This is a genomic window from Pseudomonas sp. rhizo25 (genome assembly GCF_031931935.1).
Taxonomy (GTDB): Bacteria; Pseudomonadota; Gammaproteobacteria; order Pseudomonadales; family Pseudomonadaceae; genus Aquipseudomonas; species Aquipseudomonas synxantha.
Window position 1 is genome coordinate 204,900 of sequence record NZ_JAUJXA010000006.1, and the last position, 16,689, is coordinate 221,588.

Annotated in this window: 17 protein-coding genes; 7 read left to right on the top strand and 10 right to left on the bottom strand. The window is 60.6% G+C overall.

Annotated elements, in window-relative coordinates:
• Positions 1-263 precede the first annotated feature (263 nt).
• The 4 genes from purM to QZR30_RS15925 all read left to right on the top strand — a co-directional run bounded on the left by purM (position 264) and on the right by QZR30_RS15925 (position 3,201).
• Positions 264-1,322 carry a phosphoribosylformylglycinamidine cyclo-ligase gene (gene purM / locus QZR30_RS15910; protein WP_005790182.1) on the top strand — a complete coding sequence of 353 codons (1,059 nt, stop codon included), beginning with the start codon at positions 264-266 and terminating at the stop codon, positions 1,320-1,322.
• A complete protein-coding gene (gene purN / locus QZR30_RS15915) occupies positions 1,322-1,972 on the top strand; it encodes a phosphoribosylglycinamide formyltransferase (RefSeq protein WP_056845600.1) in 651 nt (216 codons plus the stop codon). Before purM ends, purN begins: the two co-directional genes overlap by 1 nt.
• A gap of 8 nt (positions 1,973-1,980) precedes the next feature.
• Positions 1,981-2,694 (top strand): DUF3108 domain-containing protein, encoded by a 714-nt coding sequence (locus QZR30_RS15920; protein ID WP_046071744.1) that lies wholly within the window; start codon positions 1,981-1,983, stop codon positions 2,692-2,694.
• 318 nt (positions 2,695-3,012) lie between these two features.
• Entirely contained in the window at positions 3,013-3,201 is a 189-nt protein-coding gene (locus tag QZR30_RS15925; protein ID WP_043048934.1) for a hypothetical protein, read from the top strand.
• Between the two features lie 97 nt (positions 3,202-3,298).
• Here the strand turns inward: QZR30_RS15925 and QZR30_RS15930 are convergent, their stop codons facing one another.
• From QZR30_RS15930 to QZR30_RS15960, 7 genes are all read right to left on the bottom strand, one after another.
• Positions 3,299-3,844: a DUF2058 domain-containing protein gene (locus QZR30_RS15930; RefSeq protein ID WP_014719402.1), complete on the bottom strand. Its 546-nt coding sequence runs from the start codon at positions 3,842-3,844 to the stop codon at positions 3,299-3,301.
• Positions 3,845-3,869: 25 nt separating this feature from the next.
• A complete protein-coding gene (gene mazG / locus QZR30_RS15935; RefSeq protein ID WP_046071742.1) occupies positions 3,870-4,703 on the bottom strand; it encodes a nucleoside triphosphate pyrophosphohydrolase in 834 nt (277 codons plus the stop codon).
• A 140-nt stretch (positions 4,704-4,843) separates the two neighbouring features.
• Positions 4,844-7,087: a GTP diphosphokinase gene (gene relA, locus QZR30_RS15940; protein ID WP_046071741.1), complete on the bottom strand. Its 2,244-nt coding sequence runs from the start codon at positions 7,085-7,087 to the stop codon at positions 4,844-4,846.
• A gap of 123 nt (positions 7,088-7,210) precedes the next feature.
• Positions 7,211-8,563: a 23S rRNA (uracil(1939)-C(5))-methyltransferase RlmD gene (gene rlmD, locus QZR30_RS15945; RefSeq protein WP_046071740.1), complete on the bottom strand. Its 1,353-nt coding sequence runs from the start codon at positions 8,561-8,563 to the stop codon at positions 7,211-7,213.
• Positions 8,563-9,465: a cysteine synthase CysM gene (cysM, locus tag QZR30_RS15950; protein WP_005790197.1), complete on the bottom strand. Its 903-nt coding sequence runs from the start codon at positions 9,463-9,465 to the stop codon at positions 8,563-8,565. The genes rlmD and cysM overlap by 1 nt, the downstream gene beginning before the upstream one ends.
• Positions 9,466-9,617: 152 nt before the next feature.
• On the bottom strand, positions 9,618-10,223 hold the full coding sequence (locus QZR30_RS15955; protein ID WP_059397786.1) for a tRNA-uridine aminocarboxypropyltransferase: 606 nt from the start codon (positions 10,221-10,223) through the stop codon (positions 9,618-9,620).
• 6 nt (positions 10,224-10,229) lie between these two features.
• Positions 10,230-11,123: a LysR family transcriptional regulator gene (locus tag QZR30_RS15960; protein ID WP_032895879.1), complete on the bottom strand. Its 894-nt coding sequence runs from the start codon at positions 11,121-11,123 to the stop codon at positions 10,230-10,232.
• A 153-nt stretch (positions 11,124-11,276) separates the two neighbouring features.
• On the opposite strand from QZR30_RS15960, the gene speB reads away from it, so the two are divergent.
• Positions 11,277-12,227 (top strand): agmatinase, encoded by a 951-nt coding sequence (gene speB, locus QZR30_RS15965; protein WP_021490873.1) that lies wholly within the window; start codon positions 11,277-11,279, stop codon positions 12,225-12,227.
• A 163-nt stretch (positions 12,228-12,390) separates the two neighbouring features.
• A complete protein-coding gene (locus tag QZR30_RS15970; RefSeq protein WP_046071738.1) occupies positions 12,391-13,773 on the top strand; it encodes a sodium:solute symporter in 1,383 nt (460 codons plus the stop codon).
• A gap of 96 nt (positions 13,774-13,869) precedes the next feature.
• On the opposite strand, the gene QZR30_RS15975 is transcribed toward QZR30_RS15970, so the two are convergent.
• Together QZR30_RS15975 and ptrR are read right to left on the bottom strand one after the other, a co-directional pair.
• A complete protein-coding gene (locus QZR30_RS15975) occupies positions 13,870-13,992 on the bottom strand; it encodes a PA1414 family protein (protein WP_003193089.1) in 123 nt (40 codons plus the stop codon).
• A 142-nt stretch (positions 13,993-14,134) separates the two neighbouring features.
• A complete protein-coding gene (gene ptrR / locus QZR30_RS15980; protein ID WP_046071737.1) occupies positions 14,135-15,028 on the bottom strand; it encodes a putrescine utilization regulator PtrR in 894 nt (297 codons plus the stop codon).
• 104 nt (positions 15,029-15,132) lie between these two features.
• On the opposite strand from ptrR, the gene QZR30_RS15985 reads away from it, so the two are divergent.
• Positions 15,133-16,311 carry an MFS transporter gene (locus QZR30_RS15985; RefSeq protein ID WP_046071736.1) on the top strand — a complete coding sequence of 393 codons (1,179 nt, stop codon included), beginning with the start codon at positions 15,133-15,135 and terminating at the stop codon, positions 16,309-16,311.
• On the opposite strand, the gene QZR30_RS15990 is transcribed toward QZR30_RS15985, so the two are convergent.
• Entirely contained in the window at positions 16,255-16,653 is a 399-nt protein-coding gene (locus QZR30_RS15990) for a DUF2177 family protein (RefSeq protein WP_311903665.1), read from the bottom strand. The two genes, QZR30_RS15985 and QZR30_RS15990, sit on opposite strands and share 57 nt — an antisense overlap.
• Between the last annotated feature and the right edge of the window lie 36 nt (positions 16,654-16,689).

The window sequence follows — 16,689 nt, forward strand, 5'->3', positions numbered from 1 at the left end:
CACAGGGGCCTCGATAAGTTTTGGTGCTGTCATAACGATTGCGGATCCAAGGCTATACCTTAACAGCCACCCAGGCAGAGCCGATCAGGATTTTTTCAGCGGTTTTCTACCTATATGGCCCTGCCCGTCGGCCCGAGGATGGCCGCTGCCCCTCAAGCCTGATAAAATCGCGCGCCTTCGCAGACCGTCAACGGCTGGGCCTTTTACCAAAAGCGCCTGCCCGCTCGGTCGTTACCCAGAAATCCCCCCTAAAGGCCTGGATCATGAGCAAGCAACCCTCCCTGAGCTACAAGGACGCCGGTGTAGACATCGACGCCGGTGAAGCATTGGTCGAACGCATCAAGAGCGTCGCCAAGCGCACTGCGCGCCCCGAAGTCATGGGCGGCCTGGGCGGTTTTGGCGCCCTCTGCGAAATCCCGGCCGGCTACAAGCAGCCTGTACTGGTGTCCGGCACCGACGGCGTGGGCACCAAGTTGCGCCTGGCGCTGAACCTGAACAAGCACGACAGCATCGGCATCGACCTGGTTGCCATGTGCGTCAACGACCTGGTGGTGTGCGGCGCCGAGCCGTTGTTCTTCCTCGACTACTACGCCACAGGCAAGCTCAATGTCGAGACCGCGACCCAGGTCGTGACCGGCATCGGCGCCGGCTGCGAACTGTCGGGTTGCTCCCTGGTCGGCGGCGAAACCGCTGAAATGCCAGGCATGTACGAAGGCGAAGACTACGACCTGGCCGGCTTCTGCGTCGGCGTCGTGGAAAAGGCCGAGATCATCGACGGCTCCAAGGTGGCGGCCGGCGACGCCCTGCTCGCCCTGCCATCGTCCGGCCCGCACTCCAACGGCTACTCGCTGATCCGCAAGATCATCGAAGTGTCTGGCGCCGACATCGAGAACATCCAGCTCGACGGCAAGCCACTGACCGACCTGCTGATGGCCCCGACCCGCATCTACGTCAAGCCGCTGCTCAAGCTGATCAAGGACACTGGCGCAGTCAAGGCCATGGCCCACATCACCGGCGGCGGCCTGCTGGACAACATCCCGCGCGTATTGCCAAAAGGCGCCCAGGCGATTGTCGACGTGGCCAGCTGGCAGCGTCCGGCGGTCTTCGATTGGCTGCAGGAAAAAGGCAACGTCAACGAAACCGAGATGCACCGCGTGCTGAACTGCGGCGTGGGCATGGTCATCTGCGTGGCGCAAGAGCACGTTGAAACCGCGCTGAACGTGTTGCGTGAAGCCGGCGAGCAACCTTGGGTCATCGGCCAGATCGCCACTGCTCCAGAAGGCGCAGCCCAGGTTGAACTGAAGAACCTCAAGGCTCACTGATGCCTTCGACCTGTGATGTCGTGGTGCTGCTGTCCGGCACCGGCAGTAACTTGCAGGCCCTGATCGACAGCACGCGTACCGGCGACAGCCCGGTGCGCATCGCTGCGGTGATTTCCAACCGCAGCGACGCCTACGGCCTGCAACGCGCCAGGGACGCGGGTATCGATACCCGCTCCCTGGATCACAAGGCGTTCGATGGTCGCGAAGCCTTCGACCGCGCCTTGATCGAACTGATTGACGCCTTTGAGCCAAAACTGGTGGTGCTGGCCGGCTTCATGCGCATCCTCAGCGCTGATTTCGTGCGGCATTACGAAGGACGCCTGCTCAATATCCACCCTTCCCTGCTGCCCAAGTACAAAGGCATGCACACCCATCAGCGCGCCCTTGACGCCGGTGACAGCGAGCATGGTTGCAGCGTGCACTTTGTCACCGAGGAACTCGATGGCGGGCCTCTGGTCGTACAGGCAGTGGTTCCGGTAGAGTCAGGCGACTCAGCGCAGACCCTTGCGCAACGGGTTCATACCCAGGAACACAGGATTTACCCGCTGGCTGTTCGCTGGTTTGCCGAGGGGCGGTTGATTCTCGGTGACCAAGGTGCATTATTGGACGGTCAGTTACTCGCGGCCAGCGGCCACTTGATTCGAACCTAGGAGATTTTATGCGTCGCGCCCTGCTCTTCGCTTTTGCGCTGTTCGCTTTGCCTGCCGTACAAGCGGCAGACCTTCACCCGTTCTCCGTCAGCTACACCGCCGACTGGAAACAACTGCCCATGAGTGGTTCGGCTGAACGCAGTCTGGTCAAGAATGGCGATGGCACCTGGACCTTGAACTTCAAGGCCTCGATGATGATTGCCAGCCTGACCGAAACCAGCGTGATCCTGTTCGACAAGGACACTCTGCAGCCCAAGAGCTACAGCTTCGAGCGTGGCGGGCTGGGTAAGGCGAAGAAGGTCAACCTGGATTTCGACCAGAGCGCCAAGAAAGTCACCGGCTTTGAAAACAAAGACCCGGTCAATGTCACCCTCGAAAGTGGCATGCTCGACAAGTCCACCTACCAGCTCGCCCTGCAGCGCGACGTGGCCGCCGGCAAGAAAAGCATGAGCTACCGTGTGGTTGAAGGCACTGATACCGACACCTACGACTTCCGCGTGATTGGCCCGGAAAAAGTCCAGACCAAGGTAGGCTCGATCGATGCGATCAAGGTCGAGCGCGTGCGTGACCCGTCGCAGAGCAAGCGCATTACCCAGATGTGGTTTGCCAAAGACCAGGGCGGCATCCTGGTAGCCCTGCGTCAGGTTGAGACCGATGGCAAGGAATACAACATCATGCTGCAGGATGGCACTGTTGATGGCCAGGCCGTCAAGGGCAGCTGATTGCTGATGTGCTGGAAAAGAGCCTCGCTGAATGCGGGGCTTTTTTTTGCCTGGAAATTTTGCTGTGAAGCTTCTGACGCTATCGGGGGCAAGCCCCCTCCCACATTTGAGGCTCACTGGCAGGCTCGAACATGAAACTTTTGTCATAAAACTCATGAGCCTGCGACCGAATGTCACGGTTTAAGCGGCCTGCAGGATTGTTGCGTTTCCTGCAAAGAATTGTTGCGCGCAAAAGTCGTTTACTTAGCAAGCTAACAAAACATATAACAAAGGCCTGCGACGACTTGCCGCAGATCAACCAGAGATTGGAGCAAGCAGATGACTGTAAAAGTAACTGAACGCGACGATGCACATATGTCCCACGAAGCACTGGGCCATGGGATTCACATCTGGGATGTACACCAACAAGATTTGCTGGTCGGCATGTTTCACAACGAGAGCGACGCTCATAATTATAAAAACGAGCTTGAAACTCTTGAACTGCAACGCCAGGCACAAAGCTCCTGAAACCCTGACATCCGACAGCCACCCCAGCCCCACGCAGCTGGAGTGCCTGCAAACAAAAACCCCGCCTTTTCGAGCGGGGTTTTTCATATCTAAAGGTTTACCACATCAGATCATCCGGGATCTGGTAGGCGGCGTACGGATCATCCTCATCCGGCACCTGGCTTTCAGTCAGGATATTGAGCTGCACGATACGCTCAGGCGCGCGCTCCTGGATCTTCAACGCCGCCTCCCGTGGGATCACCTCGTAGCCGCCACCGTGGTGCACGATAGCCAGGGAGCCGTTGCTCAGCTTGTTGCGCATCAGCGTGTTGACCGACAGGCGCTTGACCTTCTTGTCATCCACGAAGTTGTAGTAGTCCTCGGTGGTCAGCTTGGGCAGGCGCGAGGTCTCGATCAGTTGCTTGACCTGCGCAGTACGGGCCTTGGCCTCGGCTTTTTCCTGTTGCTGACGGTTCAGCTCCTGGTCACGCTTGACCTTCTCGGCGTGGGCCTCGGCGGCCAGGCGTGCCTGGGTGTCGTCGACTTCGGCCTGGCCCTTGTGGACCAGGCGCTGCTGCTTCTGTTTCTCTTTGCCGACCTGCTTGGCCTGCTTTTGATTGACCAGACCTGCTTTGAGCAACTGGTCGCGAAGGGAAAGGCTCATGGTGCTTACTCACTTAGGCAACTGCTCAACCGCAGCTGGACACATTCTTTTCCTGGCGTTTTGCTTCGCCCCACAGGGCGTCCAACGCTTCGAGGGTGCAATCTTCTATGGGTTGGTGCGTATCGCGCAATGCCTGTTCGATAAAACGGAAACGTCGCTCGAACTTGGCATTGGCGCCGCGCAACGCAGTTTCCGGGTCGACCTTGAGGTGACGAGCCAGGTTGACCGCGGCAAACAGCAGATCACCGACTTCATCGGCAATGGCCTGCGGATCATTATCGGCCATGGCTTGCAGCACTTCGGCCAGCTCTTCGCGCACGTTATCCACCACCGGCAAGGCGTCCGGCCAGTCGAAACCGACCTGGCTGGCGCGTTTTTGCAACTTGGCGGCCCGGGACAACGACGGCAAGGCGGTTGGCACATCATCGAGCAGGGAAAGCTGCTCCGGAGCGTCGGATTTTTCCGCGCGTTCCTCGGCCTTGATCTGCTCCCAGCGTTCCTTGACCTGCTCTTCGCTCAATTGCGGGATATCCAGCGGCGCATACAGGTCGCCGGTTGGGAACACGTGAGGATGGCGCCGGATCAGCTTGCGCGTGATGCTGTCGATCACCCCGGCAAATTCGAAGCGCCCTTCTTCACGCGCCAACTGGCTGTAATACACCACCTGGAACAGCAGGTCGCCCAGCTCACCTTGCAGATGGTCGAAGTCGCCGCGCTCGATGGCGTCAGCCACCTCGTAGGCCTCTTCCAGGGTGTGCGGCACGATGGTGGCGTAGGTTTGCTTGATGTCCCACGGGCAGCCGTATTGCGGGTCCCGCAGGCGGTTCATCAGGTGCAGCAGGTCATCTAGTGAATACATCAATCTCTTTCCACTGAAGATCCAATGTGGGAGGGGGCTTGCTCCCGATAGCGGTGTTTCAGTCACCAGATGTATCAACTGATAGGCAGCTATCGGGAGCAAGCCCCCTCCCACACTTCAAACGGCGTTCACCCAGTTACTCATGGGGTGCGGTTGCGCCGCGTCTCGATGATGTTCGGCAACTGGGAAATCCTCCCCAGCAACCGTCCCAGCGCATCCAACCCAGGAATCTCGATGGTCAGGGACATCAACGCCGTGTTGTCCTCTTTGTTCGAACGGGTATTGACCGCCAGCACGTTGATCCGCTCGTTAAGCAACACTTGCGAGACGTCCCGCAGCAAACCGGAACGGTCGTAGGCACGAATGATGATGTCCACCGGGTAGGTGAGCACCGGCACCGGGCCCCAACTGACCTGGATGATCCGCTCCGGCTCGCGCCCGCCCAGTTGCAGCACCGAGGCGCAATCCTGGCGGTGAATGCTCACGCCACGGCCCTGGGTGATGTAGCCGACGATGGCGTCGCCCGGCAGCGGCTGGCAGCAACCGGCCATTTGCGTCATCAGGTTGCCCACGCCCTGGATCTGGATATCGCCACGCTTGCCCGGCTTGTAGCCGGTGGCCTTGCGTGGGATGAGTTCCAGCTGTTCGTTGCCGCGCTCCGGCTCGACCAGTTGCTGGGCCAGGTTGACCAGTTGCGCCAGGCGCAGGTCGCCGGCACCGAGGGCGGCGAACATGTCTTCGGCGATCTTCATGTTGGCTTTTTCGGCCAGCTTGTCGAAGTCCACCTGGGGCAGGCCCAGGCGCGCCAGCTCGCGTTCGAGCAGGGTCTTGCCGGCAGCGACGTTCTGGTCGCGTGCCTGCAGCTTGAACCAGTGGACGATTTTCGCCCGCGCCCGCGAGGTGGTGATGTAGCCCAGGTTCGGGTTCAGCCAGTCGCGGCTCGGCGTGCCGTGCTTGCTGGTGATGATCTCGACCTGTTCACCGGTTTGCAGGCTGTAGTTGAGCGGTACGATGCGCCCGTTGATCTTGGCGCCGCGGCAGTTATGGCCGATTTCGGTGTGCACGCGGTAGGCGAAGTCCAGCGGCGTGGCGCCCTTGGGCAAGTCGATGGCATGGCCGTCAGGGGTAAAGATATAGACCCGGTCCGGCTCGATATCCACGCGCAGTTGATCGGCCAGGCCGCCGATGTCGCCAAGTTCTTCGTGCCATTCCAGCACCTGGCGCAGCCAGGAGATTTTCTCTTCGTATTGGTTGGACCCGGCCTTGACGTCGGTGCCCTTGTAGCGCCAGTGCGCGCACACGCCCAGCTCGGCCTCTTCGTGCATGGCGTGGGTACGGATCTGCACTTCCAGCACCTTGCCCTCGGGGCCGATCACCGCGGTGTGCAGCGAGCGATAGCCGTTTTCCTTGGGGTTGGCGATGTAGTCGTCGAATTCCTTGGGGATATGCCGCCACAGGGTGTGGACGATACCCAGCGCGGTGTAGCAATCGCGCATCTCTGGCACCAGCACGCGCACGGCACGCACGTCGTAGATCTGGCTGAAAGCCAGGCCCTTGCGCTGCATTTTGCGCCAGATTGAATAAATGTGCTTGGCGCGGCCGCTGATGTCGGCATCCACGCCGGTGGCCTGCAACTCGGAACGCAGCTGGCCCATCACGTCGCTGATAAAGCGTTCGCGGTCCAGACGCCGCTCGTGCAGCAGCGTGGCAATCTGTTTGTATTGGTCGGGTTCCAGGTAGCGGAAGGACAGGTCCTCCAGCTCCCACTTGATATGGCCGATACCCAGGCGGTGGGCCAGCGGTGCATAGATATCGAAGACTTCACGGGCAACGCGGTTGCGCTTCTCGTCGTCAGCAGTCTTTACCGCACGGATCGCGCAGGTACGCTCGGCCAGCTTGATCAGGGCGACGCGCACGTCGTCGACCATCGCCACCAGCATCTTGCGCAGGTTTTCCACCTGGCCCTGGGTGCCCAGCACCATCGATTGGCGCGGGCTGAGGCTGGCACTGATGGCCGCCATGCGCAGCACGCCGTCAATCAGCTTGGCCACCACCGCGCCGAAACGCTGGCCAACGGTTGCCAACGGAATATGCCCTTCACGCACGCCGCGATAGAGCACGGCGGCAATCAGCGAATCCTGGTCCAGCTTGAGATCGGCCAGGATCTCGGCGATTTCCAACCCGGTGCGAAAGCTTGAAGTGCCTTCGGCCCACAGGTTCTTGGCCGCATTGTCTTGCTGCTCAGACTCACGAGCGAACTCGCAGGCTGCCTTCAAGGCTTCACGGTCCAGTGCCGGGTCGACACTGACGGCATGATCCAGCCATGCCTCGAGATTGATACTGCCGTCGGTGTTGATCGGCTGGTGTGCTCTCACCTGTACCATCTTGCTTACCTTCCCTACGACGCACCTTCAGTGCGCCAATGAATCATCGCTGACCTTTTGCAGCAAACTCCCTGGCGGATCAGGGCCTTGGAGAATGCAGGCCAGTCGGATTAAACGGGCATCCTAGCCCGCTTCAAATAACGCCATGGCCTCGACATGCGCGGTCTGCGGAAACATGTCGAGGATCCCGGCACGCTTTAGCCGGTAGCCTTGCTTGACTAACTCAACCGTGTCCCGCGCCAGCGTGGCCGGGTTGCAGGACACATACACCAGGCGCTTGGCCCCCAGGGTGGCGAGCTTGCGCACAACCTCCAGGGCACCATCGCGGGGTGGGTCCAAGAGTACCGCAGAAAAGCCCTGTTTGGCCCATTCCGCGTCCGTCAAAGGCTGGGACAAATCCGCCTGATAAAACTGTGCGTTATGCACATTGTTGCTTGCAGCGTTAAGTGCGGCGCGGTCCACCATGGCCTGCACGCCCTCCACCGCCACCACTTCGCGTGCTTGGCGAGCCAATGGCAAGGCAAAGTTGCCCAGGCCGCAAAACAGATCGAGCACCCGTTCGTCGGACTGTGGCGCCAGCCATTCCAGGGCCTGGGCAACCATCGCCTGGTTGACCCCGGCGTTGACTTGCACGAAGTCTCCAGGCCGGTAAGCCAATTCCAGATCCCAGGCGTCAAGTCGGAAACCCAGGGCCCGGCCGGGTTCGACGGGTTCCGGTTGCCCTTCACCCTGCAGCCACAATTGGGCGTCATGAAAGCTGCAGAATTCTTTCAGGCTCAGCAGGTCTGCTTCCGATAACGGCGCCATATGCCGCAGCAATACGGCGATCGACGAACCGCTGAACAGCTCCACATGCCCCAGCGCCTGCGGCTTGCTCAAACGACGCAGCATGTTCGGCAGACGCTGCATGATCGGTTGCAAAGCCTGTACCAGCACCGGGCACTGATCGATGGCGACGATGTCTTGGCTGGCCACGGCGCGAAAACCCACTTCGAGTTGCTTTGCCTTGGCGTCCCAACGCACCGCCACACGGGCGCGACGCCGATAACCGAACTCAGGCCCGCTCAATGGCGGCGCCCATTCTTGCGGTTCGACACCGGCCACCCGCGACAGTTGCTCTGCGAGCATGCGCTGTTTCAGGGCAAGCTGCTCATCGTGCGGCAGGTGCTGCACGCTGCAGCCACCACAACGACCAACATGGATGCAAGGTGCAGGGCGACGCAGTTCGCTGGCCTTGAACACCCGCTCGGTGCGGGCTTCGACCACTTTGCCGTGGGTGCCCAACACCCGCGCTTCAACTTCTTCGCCGGCCAGCGCACCATTCACGAACCAGGTACGGCCTTCAAGGAACACAATGCCCCGGCCATCGTTGGCCAGGCGCTCGATGGTCAAGCGCTGCTTCTTGCCTACGGGAATCTGTGGGGCCCGGCTGCCGCCCGTCGGCTGGAAGCGCAGGCCTCTCTCGTGCTTGGCCATCAGTTGGGTTCGTCGAAAATGCCGGTCGACAGGTAGCGGTCGCCTCGGTCACAGATGATCGCGACGATCACCGCGTTTTCCACCTCTTTGGACAAGCGCAACATACCGGCCACGGCGCCACCGGAGGACACGCCACAGAAGATGCCCTCTTCACGGGCCAGGCGGCGTGTGGTGTCTTCGGCTTCACGCTGGGCCATGTCGATGATGCGGTCCACCCGCGTGGCGTTGTAGATCTTCGGCAAGTACTCTTCGGGCCAGCGGCGGATGCCCGGGATGGCCGCGCCTTCCATCGGTTGCAGGCCAACGATCTGGATCGCCGGGTTCTGCTCCTTGAGGTAGCGCGAGTTGCCCATGATGGTACCGGTGGTGCCCATGGAGCTGACGAAGTGAGTGATGGTGCCCTGGGTCTGGCGCCAGATTTCCGGACCGGTGCTGGTGTAGTGCGCCTCGGGGTTATCACCGTTGGCGAACTGGTCCAACACTACGCCACGGCCTTCGGCGGCCATGCGCTCGGCGAGGTCACGGGCGCCTTCCATGCCCTCTTCCTGGCTCACCAGAATAAGCTGGGCACCGTACGCGGTCATCGCTGCCTTGCGCTCGGCACTGCCGTTGTCGGGCATGATCAGCACCATCTTGTAGCCCTTGATCGCGGCGGCCATGGCCAGGGCGATCCCGGTGTTACCGGAGGTGGCTTCAATCAGGGTGTCGCCGGGCTTGATCTGCCCACGCAGCTCGGCGCGGGCGATCATCGACAGCGCCGGGCGGTCCTTGACCGAGCCGGCCGGGTTGTTGCCTTCGAGCTTGAGCAACAGGGTATTGCTGGTTTCACCCGCCATGCGTTGCAAGCGGACCAGGGGCGTGTTGCCGACGCAATCGGCGATTGTTGGGTACTGCAAGGTCATGGCGTATTCGCAATCCAGACTGCGGGGGCGAACATCATACCGGGAAAGGCCGGCGGGCCATATCACGCAAAGTGTGGTGCTTATGGCTTATAGGAATAAGCGAATAAAGTGGCGACTGTTCGGACGCCATCGGGAGCAAGTCGATAAACCTGCTACTCCTGCCGTCCGCCGCCATGATTTCTCTGAAAAACCTCTTCCCCCATCGCCGCAATCTGCCCTTCGATCAGCGCTTCAAAGGGTTTGAGCAGCGGCTCGAACGATACCGGCACTTCCAGTACCTGCAGCGCTTGCACGATCGCTTCGAGCGTCGACAAGGCTCCAGGCTCCGGCGCCTTGCGCAAGCGATACCGGGAGACGCCGCCGTTGGCCAATGTCACCCGGGGCAACGCCGCCAGCAACGGGTTGAGATGCAGCAGTTTGCGCGCCTTGCGCCAGGTGCCATCGGGCACCACCAGCAACAGCGGCTGGTCATCGGGCGCATAGGCTTGCAACGGCTGGGCATCATCGGCAGGAAACAACAGCCGCACCTGATACCCAGGCGCACTCAATAACGTCGCCAGGTCATCAAACACCTCGCCCACCAGCAACTGCGCATTATTCAAGCCCAACACCGCCAACCGCGCGGTATTGAGCGCATGGTTGACCTCGCTCGGATGCTGCAACAGCAACACGCGGGTACGGCTGTCGAGGTGGGGGATCAGCGCACAGAGACAGTGAGTGGTCGGCCGCAGGCAGCGCGGGCATTGGGGTCTGGACATGTGTTTTCAGGCCTGGTTGAGCTGGGTCTTGAGCAAGTCGCGGAAAGTCTGGATCAGCGGTTCACGGCTGCGACCGCGGCGCATGATCATCGAAAACGGTGCCTGGTAGCCAAACGTGGCGGGCAGCAATACACGCAGGTCGCCCTTGTCGGCCCACGCCTGGGCATAGTGCTCGGGCAGGTAGCCGATGTAGGCGCCGGACAGCACCAGGATCAGTTGAGCCTCCATACTTTCCACCGTCGCGGCACTGTGCTTGAAGCCGTGACGCGCCAGCTCGGCCTGGCTCCAATAACCACGGCCGACCATGCGCTGCTGGGTGATCACTTGTTCAGGGATACGCCGCTCATTGAACAGCGGATGCCGGGTGCTGCAATACAGCCAGTGCTGTTCGCGGTACAGCGGCATGTAGACCAGCCCGCTCATGCGATTGGAAAACGCGCCGATGGCCAGGTCCAGCCGGTTGTCCTGTACACCCAGTTGCAGTTCATAGGGGCTCATCACCGACAGGTGCAGGTGCACTGCCGGGTGCTCCAGGCTGTAGGCGCCGATCACCTCGGCGAAGGGCAAGGCCTTGTCGCTGACGGTGGAGTCGAGCACGCCGAGCTTGAGGGTACCGCGCAGCTCGCCTTTCAACGCCGCGGCGTATTGTTCGAAGCCTTCCAGTTCGCCCAGCAGGCGCAGGGTTTCCTGATGAAACAGCTCGCCCTTGCTGGTCAGGCTGAAACCACCACGACCACGATGACACAGCACCAGGCCCAAGGCTGATTCCAGCTGGCTCATATAGGTGCTGATGGCCGATGTGGACAGGTTGAGTTCGTGCTGGGCATTGGCGAAACCCTGATGGCGCACAACGCTGACGAAGATGCGCAGCAGTTTCAGGTCGGGCAAGGCGTTGGCCATGGTTGGCTCCAGGCGTGGAGGGAGAATGGAAGTCTACCTGTGCGCATTAGTTTAGAAAAATCTGAACTAAGTATTTGCCCCAGCCGATTCTTCCTACGCCAGGCTTTTCGCAGAATCAGCCACTAATAAACAAAACAACGATGAGGCAATCCCGTGGACAAGATTTTCCACCAACCACTGGGCGGCAACGAAATGCCGCGCTTCGCCGGCATCGCCACCATGATGCGTCTTCCTCACCTGCAAACGGCCAAGGGCCTGGACGCCGCCTTTATTGGCGTGCCCCTGGATATCGGCACCTCATTGCGCGCCGGTACGCGATTCGGCCCACGGGAGATCCGTGCCGAGTCGGTGATGATCCGTCCGTACAATATGGCCACCGGCGCTGCACCGTTCGACTCGCTGTCGGTGGCCGATATCGGCGACGTGGCGATCAACACCTTCAACCTGCTCGACGCCGTGCGCATCATCGAAGAGGCCTACGATGAAATCCTTGAGCACGATGTGATCCCCCTGACCCTGGGCGGCGACCACACCATCACCCTGCCGATCCTGCGGGCGATCCACAAGAAACACGGCAAGGTCGGGCTGGTGCACATCGACGCCCACGCCGACGTCAACGACCATATGTTCGGCGAGAAAATCGCCCACGGCACCACCTTCCGGCGTGCCGTGGAAGAAGGCTTGCTCGATTGCGACCGCGTGGTGCAGATCGGCCTGCGTGCCCAGGGCTACACCGCCGAAGACTTCAACTGGAGCCGCAAACAGGGCTTTCGAGTAGTACAGGCCGAAGAATGCTGGCACCACTCCCTCGCGCCGTTGATGGCCGAAGTACGCGAGAAAGTCGGCGGCGGCCCGGTGTACCTGAGCTTCGACATCGACGGCATCGACCCCGCCTGGGCGCCCGGCACCGGCACCCCGGAAATCGGTGGGCTAACCACCATCCAGGCCATCGAGATCATCCGCGGTTGCCAGGGCCTCGACCTGATTGGTTGCGACCTGGTAGAAGTTTCGCCGCCGTACGACACCACCGGCAACACCTCGCTGCTCGGCGCCAACCTGCTGTACGAGATGCTTTGCGTACTGCCTGGCGTGGCGCATCGCTGATGAGCGCGCACGAGGTATGAAAATAACAAGAACCGTCTTTACACACTGACAACCAAGGGGGTCGTAGAGCCCCCTCCTCGATATACCTGACTTTTGCTCGCGTGTTTACGGAGCCGGCTGCCGCCTGATCGACCATAAAAAATATAATCGGAGAATCACCGCCATGGCTTTGGATTTATTCGTCGTACTCCTCTACGCCGCCGGCATGCTCGTGCTCGGCTACTACGGCATGCGCCGTGCCAAGACCCACGAAGACTACCTGGTGGCCGGCCGTAACCTCGGCCCGTCGCTGTACATGGGCACCATGGCCGCCACAGTCCTGGGCGGCGCGTCTACCGTCGGCACCGTGCGCCTGGGCTATGTGCACGGCATTTCAGGTTTCTGGCTGTGCGCCGCGCTGGGTGCGGGGATCATTGCGCTGAACCTGTTCCTGGCCAAGCCGCTGTTGAAGTTGAAGATATTCACCGTCACCCAGGTCCTGGAAAAACGCTATAACCCCATGGCGCGCCAGGCCAGTGCGGTGATCATGCTGGCCTACGCGCTGATGATCGGGGTGACTTCGATCCTGGCCATCGGCACTGTGCTGCAAGTGCTGTTCGACCTGCCGTTCTGGGTGTCGGTATTGGTAGGCGGCGGCGTGGTGGTGGTGTATTCGACCATCGGCGGCATGTGGTCGCTGACCCTCACCGATATCGTGCAATTCGTGATTAAGACCGTCGGCCTGATGTTCATCCTACTGCCGATCTGTTTGTACCGCGTCGGCGGCTGGGACGAACTGGTTGCCAAGCTGCCAGCGTCGAACTTCAGCTTCACCGCCATCGGCTGGGACACGATCACCACCTACTTCATGATCTACTTCTTCGGCATCCTGATCGGCCAGGATATCTGGCAGCGGGTGTTCACTGCCCGTGATGAGAAGGTCGCCCAATACGCCGGCACGTTCGCCGGTGTCTACTGCATCCTCTACGGCTTGGCCTGCGCGCTGATCGGCATGGCCGCCCATGTGCTGATACCGAACCTGGACAACGTCAACAATGCCTTCGCCGCCATCGTCAAAGCTTCGTTGCCGGATGGCATTCGTGGCCTGGTTATCGCCGCCGCACTGGCCGCGATGATGTCCACCGCCAGCGCAGGCCTCCTCGCCGCCTCCACCGTACTGACCGAAGACCTGCTGCCACGGCTGCGCGGTGGCAAGCAATCGAGCTTGCGCATCAACCGTTTGTTCACCCTGCTGACCGGCGTTGCCGTATTGGGTATCGCCCTGGTGGTGAACGATGTGATCAGCGCCCTGACCCTGGCCTATAACCTGCTGGTAGGCGGTATGTTAGTGCCATTGATTGGCGCGATTTTCTGGAAACGTGCAACGACCTCCGGGGCGATAACGTCCATGACCCTGGGCTTTGTGACCGCGTTGGTGTTTATGTTCAAGGATGGGCTGGACGCAAACACGCCGATTTACTACAGCCTGGCGGTCGCGCTGGTGAGTTTTGTGCTGGTGAGCTTAGTGTCGCGCCGACCGGATACAGTGGCGGCTCGGACGGTTTGAGCTATAAAAGGATTTAGCGAGTTTCTTCAGCGGGCGCGACGTCGGAGGTCGCGCCCGTTTTTTTCGCCTTGAACAAACAAGTGCGAGAGCGAGTAATTAGCGGCGACGTGGCCGACGCTGCTCATCATCCGTTCGGATCGGCACCGGTTGCAGCGGTGGCTCGATCAAGCCCAGCGCAACGCCAAGGTCATGGAGCCAGTTCTGGATTTTCTCTTTCATGGTTGCCCCCTTTGAGGGTAGTGCTGGTCGGCGTGAGTTCTGTCGCCGTTTCCTACAGTGATAGTAGCCCTAAGTCCTAGGTATTGCTTGAACGAAACCACAACGAACTATTACTGGATTGATCTGAATCCTGACGGATCGTTCAAGCAATCGCACGGGTATCTGGCAAAGACTCGGCCCTACCCTCTTGCTGCAGGTCGATCCATGCGTTGAGGTTAGCGCCGAGCATACCCTTTCGCCACATCAGCCAGGTGGTTGCAGTGGCAAAAGGCCCAGTCAGCGGATGAACGGACACGCTGTCCTTGCCTGGCAGGCTGTCGAGCATGGATTCGGACATCAACGCCACGCCGGAACCGGCGATCACGCAAGCGAGCATGCCTTGGTAGGACTCGATCTCGATCGCCCGCCCCATGGCGACGCGATCATGGGAAAACCAGGTTTCCAGGCGGGTACGGTAGGCGCAGCTGCGTCGAAAAGTGAACACCGAACGGCCAGCCACATCCTGTGGACCGCGCACCGGCGGGTGATCAGCCTCGCAAATCAGCACTAGGCGCTCTTCGCATAAGGGCACGCCATCCAAGGTGGCGATAGTCATCGGACCGTCCACAAAAGCTGCGTCCAGACGTCCAGTAATCAAACCTTCCAGCAGCTCCCCGCTGGGTGCCGACTGCACCTGCAGGTTCACCATGGGATAAGTCTTGTGATAACGCGCCAGCAGTTTCGGCAAGTGGACTGCCGCGGTGCTGTACATGCTGCCCAACACAAAGTCACCGGCCGGTTGCCCGCCTTGTACGGCGCCGTGGGCTTCGTCATGCAGCGCCAGCAGCCGAGTGCTGTAGTCCAACAGCACCTTGCCCGCAGGAGAAAGCTGCAAACGCTGGCGTTCGCGAACGAACAGCTCGACGCCGAGCTGTTCCTCCATCTGCTTGAGCCGGGTCGAGAGATTCGAAGGCACGCGGTGCAGACGCTCAGCCGCACGGGTAATGGAGCCCTCTTCGGCCACGGCCTGGAAAATCCGCAATTGACTGAACTCCATACCTTTCTCCAAAACTGAATAAGTTACTCACTATTATTCATTTTTACAGAAAGTCAATCCGTCTTAGCCTGCAAGTCATTCGCTTTTTTGCAGGAACCCTGAACATGTCACCGCTGATTCGTTTACTCGCCAGTTTCATCGCACTGATGATGGCCATGGGTATTGGCCGCTTCGCCCTTACCCCACAAATGCCACATTTGCTCAGCGAAGGTCAGATCGACCTGACCGGCGCCGGGCTGATCGCAGCCGCCAACTACCTGGGCTACTTCGTAGGCGCGGTGGACTCGATCTTTGCCCGCAGCCATCACCATGTACGCGGGCGCCTCTACGGCGGGCTATGGCTCTGCGTATTGTTGACCCTGGCATCGTACTGGGCCAACGGGTTCTGGCCACACCTGCTGTTGCGCTTCGGCACCGGCGTGGCGAGCGCCTGGGTATTGGTGATGATCACCAGTTTGAGCCAACCTCTGGCGATTGCCGCCGGCAGACCACGCCTGGGCGCGTTGATCTTTGCCGGGCCAGGGCTGGGGATCTTGATGACAGGTTTGCTGGCGCTGGGCTCGAACCTCAGGGGGCAAAGTTCTGCCACGCTGTGGTTGATTTACGGCGTGGTGGCGCTGCTGATGCTGCTGGCGATCCTGCCGTTTTTACCGAAGCCGACCCTCGCACCTGCACAGGCCGCCAGCCAAGGTAATAACGGCAGCATCGCGCACCTGTGCTGGATCTACTTTTTATTCGGCCTGGGCTACATCATCCCGGCGACCTTTCTCTCGCAGATGGCCAACGCACAGTTCAAAGGCGCCTGGCAGGCCGATCTATTCTGGCCCTGCTTTGGCCTGGCGGCCGCACTGGGTGTGGGGGTGGCAAGCTTGCGCCGCAAGGACCCGCACACCACCCGTCACTGGCTGATGGCAACCTTGTGGCTGCAAGCAGTAGGCGTGTTTGCCTGCCTGCTCGGCAATAGTTGGGGCCTGGCGCTTGGTGTATTACTGTGCGGTGCGCCGTTCCTGGCCTGCATGCAATTGGTGATGGCACGCTTGCGGGAAGTCGCGCCCCACGGCTACCAACGCAGCACCGGGCTGTTGACCGCCAGCTTTGCCATCGGTCAACTGAGCGGGCCATTGCTGGCGTCGGTGAGCAGCCACCTCAGTGGTGGCCTGCAACCGGCGCTGGTCATCGCCGGTGTCGGTTTGTTATTGGCGGGCTCAGTCTTGATCAACCGTCGATTACCGACGCAGCCGATGTGCACACAGATGGCCGACGGTGCAGCACATCGCGGTTAGGCAGGTGCCCCACGCCATGTCCATCACTGCCAGCCCGGCTGACCAGCCTTCAAGCGTGGCCCAGTTGCTCAGGTCATAAGTGCCATAGGCCACCAGGCCAAGCAAGGCGCCCAAACGCGCAGCGAGTTGCCAGCTTGCGCTGGGCAAGATCACCAGCACCACACAACCGAGCACATACAGGAGATAGAACAATACCGCCGGCAACAAGCGCGGCTGATCAAGCATCAGCGGGCCGAGCAGGGATTTGTAGGTGGGACCCATCAGGACGCCGAGCCATAGGCCGTCAAGGATGAGAAAGGCGAGCAGGGTACCGAGGTAGGCGAAGAGCGTTCTCTTGGACATGACACAAGCCTTTGCAGGAGCGAGCTTGCTCGCGAA

What these genes read in the sequence shown, in the direction of transcription:
- QZR30_RS15920 (WP_046071744.1), top strand. Translation starts at nt 1,981, where the DNA reads ATGCGTCGCGCCCTGCTCTTCGCTTTTGCGCTGTTCGCTTTGCCTGCC.
- cysM (WP_005790197.1), bottom strand. Translation starts at nt 9,465, where the DNA reads ATGACCTTGCAGTACCCAACAATCGCCGATTGCGTCGGCAACACGCCC.
- QZR30_RS15925 (WP_043048934.1), top strand. Translation starts at nt 3,013, where the DNA reads ATGACTGTAAAAGTAACTGAACGCGACGATGCACATATGTCCCACGAA.
- QZR30_RS15990 (WP_311903665.1), bottom strand. Translation starts at nt 16,653, where the DNA reads ATGTCCAAGAGAACGCTCTTCGCCTACCTCGGTACCCTGCTCGCCTTT.
- QZR30_RS15970 (WP_046071738.1), top strand. Translation starts at nt 12,391, where the DNA reads ATGGCTTTGGATTTATTCGTCGTACTCCTCTACGCCGCCGGCATGCTC.
- mazG (WP_046071742.1), bottom strand. Translation starts at nt 4,703, where the DNA reads ATGTATTCACTAGATGACCTGCTGCACCTGATGAACCGCCTGCGGGAC.
- purN (WP_056845600.1), top strand. Translation starts at nt 1,322, where the DNA reads ATGCCTTCGACCTGTGATGTCGTGGTGCTGCTGTCCGGCACCGGCAGT.
- rlmD (WP_046071740.1), bottom strand. Translation starts at nt 8,563, where the DNA reads ATGGCCAAGCACGAGAGAGGCCTGCGCTTCCAGCCGACGGGCGGCAGC.
- QZR30_RS15930 (WP_014719402.1), bottom strand. Translation starts at nt 3,844, where the DNA reads ATGAGCCTTTCCCTTCGCGACCAGTTGCTCAAAGCAGGTCTGGTCAAT.
- QZR30_RS15960 (WP_032895879.1), bottom strand. Translation starts at nt 11,123, where the DNA reads ATGGCCAACGCCTTGCCCGACCTGAAACTGCTGCGCATCTTCGTCAGC.
- QZR30_RS15955 (WP_059397786.1), bottom strand. Translation starts at nt 10,223, where the DNA reads ATGTCCAGACCCCAATGCCCGCGCTGCCTGCGGCCGACCACTCACTGT.
- QZR30_RS15975 (WP_003193089.1), bottom strand. Translation starts at nt 13,992, where the DNA reads ATGAAAGAGAAAATCCAGAACTGGCTCCATGACCTTGGCGTTGCGCTG.
- ptrR (WP_046071737.1), bottom strand. Translation starts at nt 15,028, where the DNA reads ATGGAGTTCAGTCAATTGCGGATTTTCCAGGCCGTGGCCGAAGAGGGC.
- purM (WP_005790182.1), top strand. Translation starts at nt 264, where the DNA reads ATGAGCAAGCAACCCTCCCTGAGCTACAAGGACGCCGGTGTAGACATC.
- relA (WP_046071741.1), bottom strand. Translation starts at nt 7,087, where the DNA reads ATGGTACAGGTGAGAGCACACCAGCCGATCAACACCGACGGCAGTATC.
- QZR30_RS15985 (WP_046071736.1), top strand. Translation starts at nt 15,133, where the DNA reads ATGTCACCGCTGATTCGTTTACTCGCCAGTTTCATCGCACTGATGATG.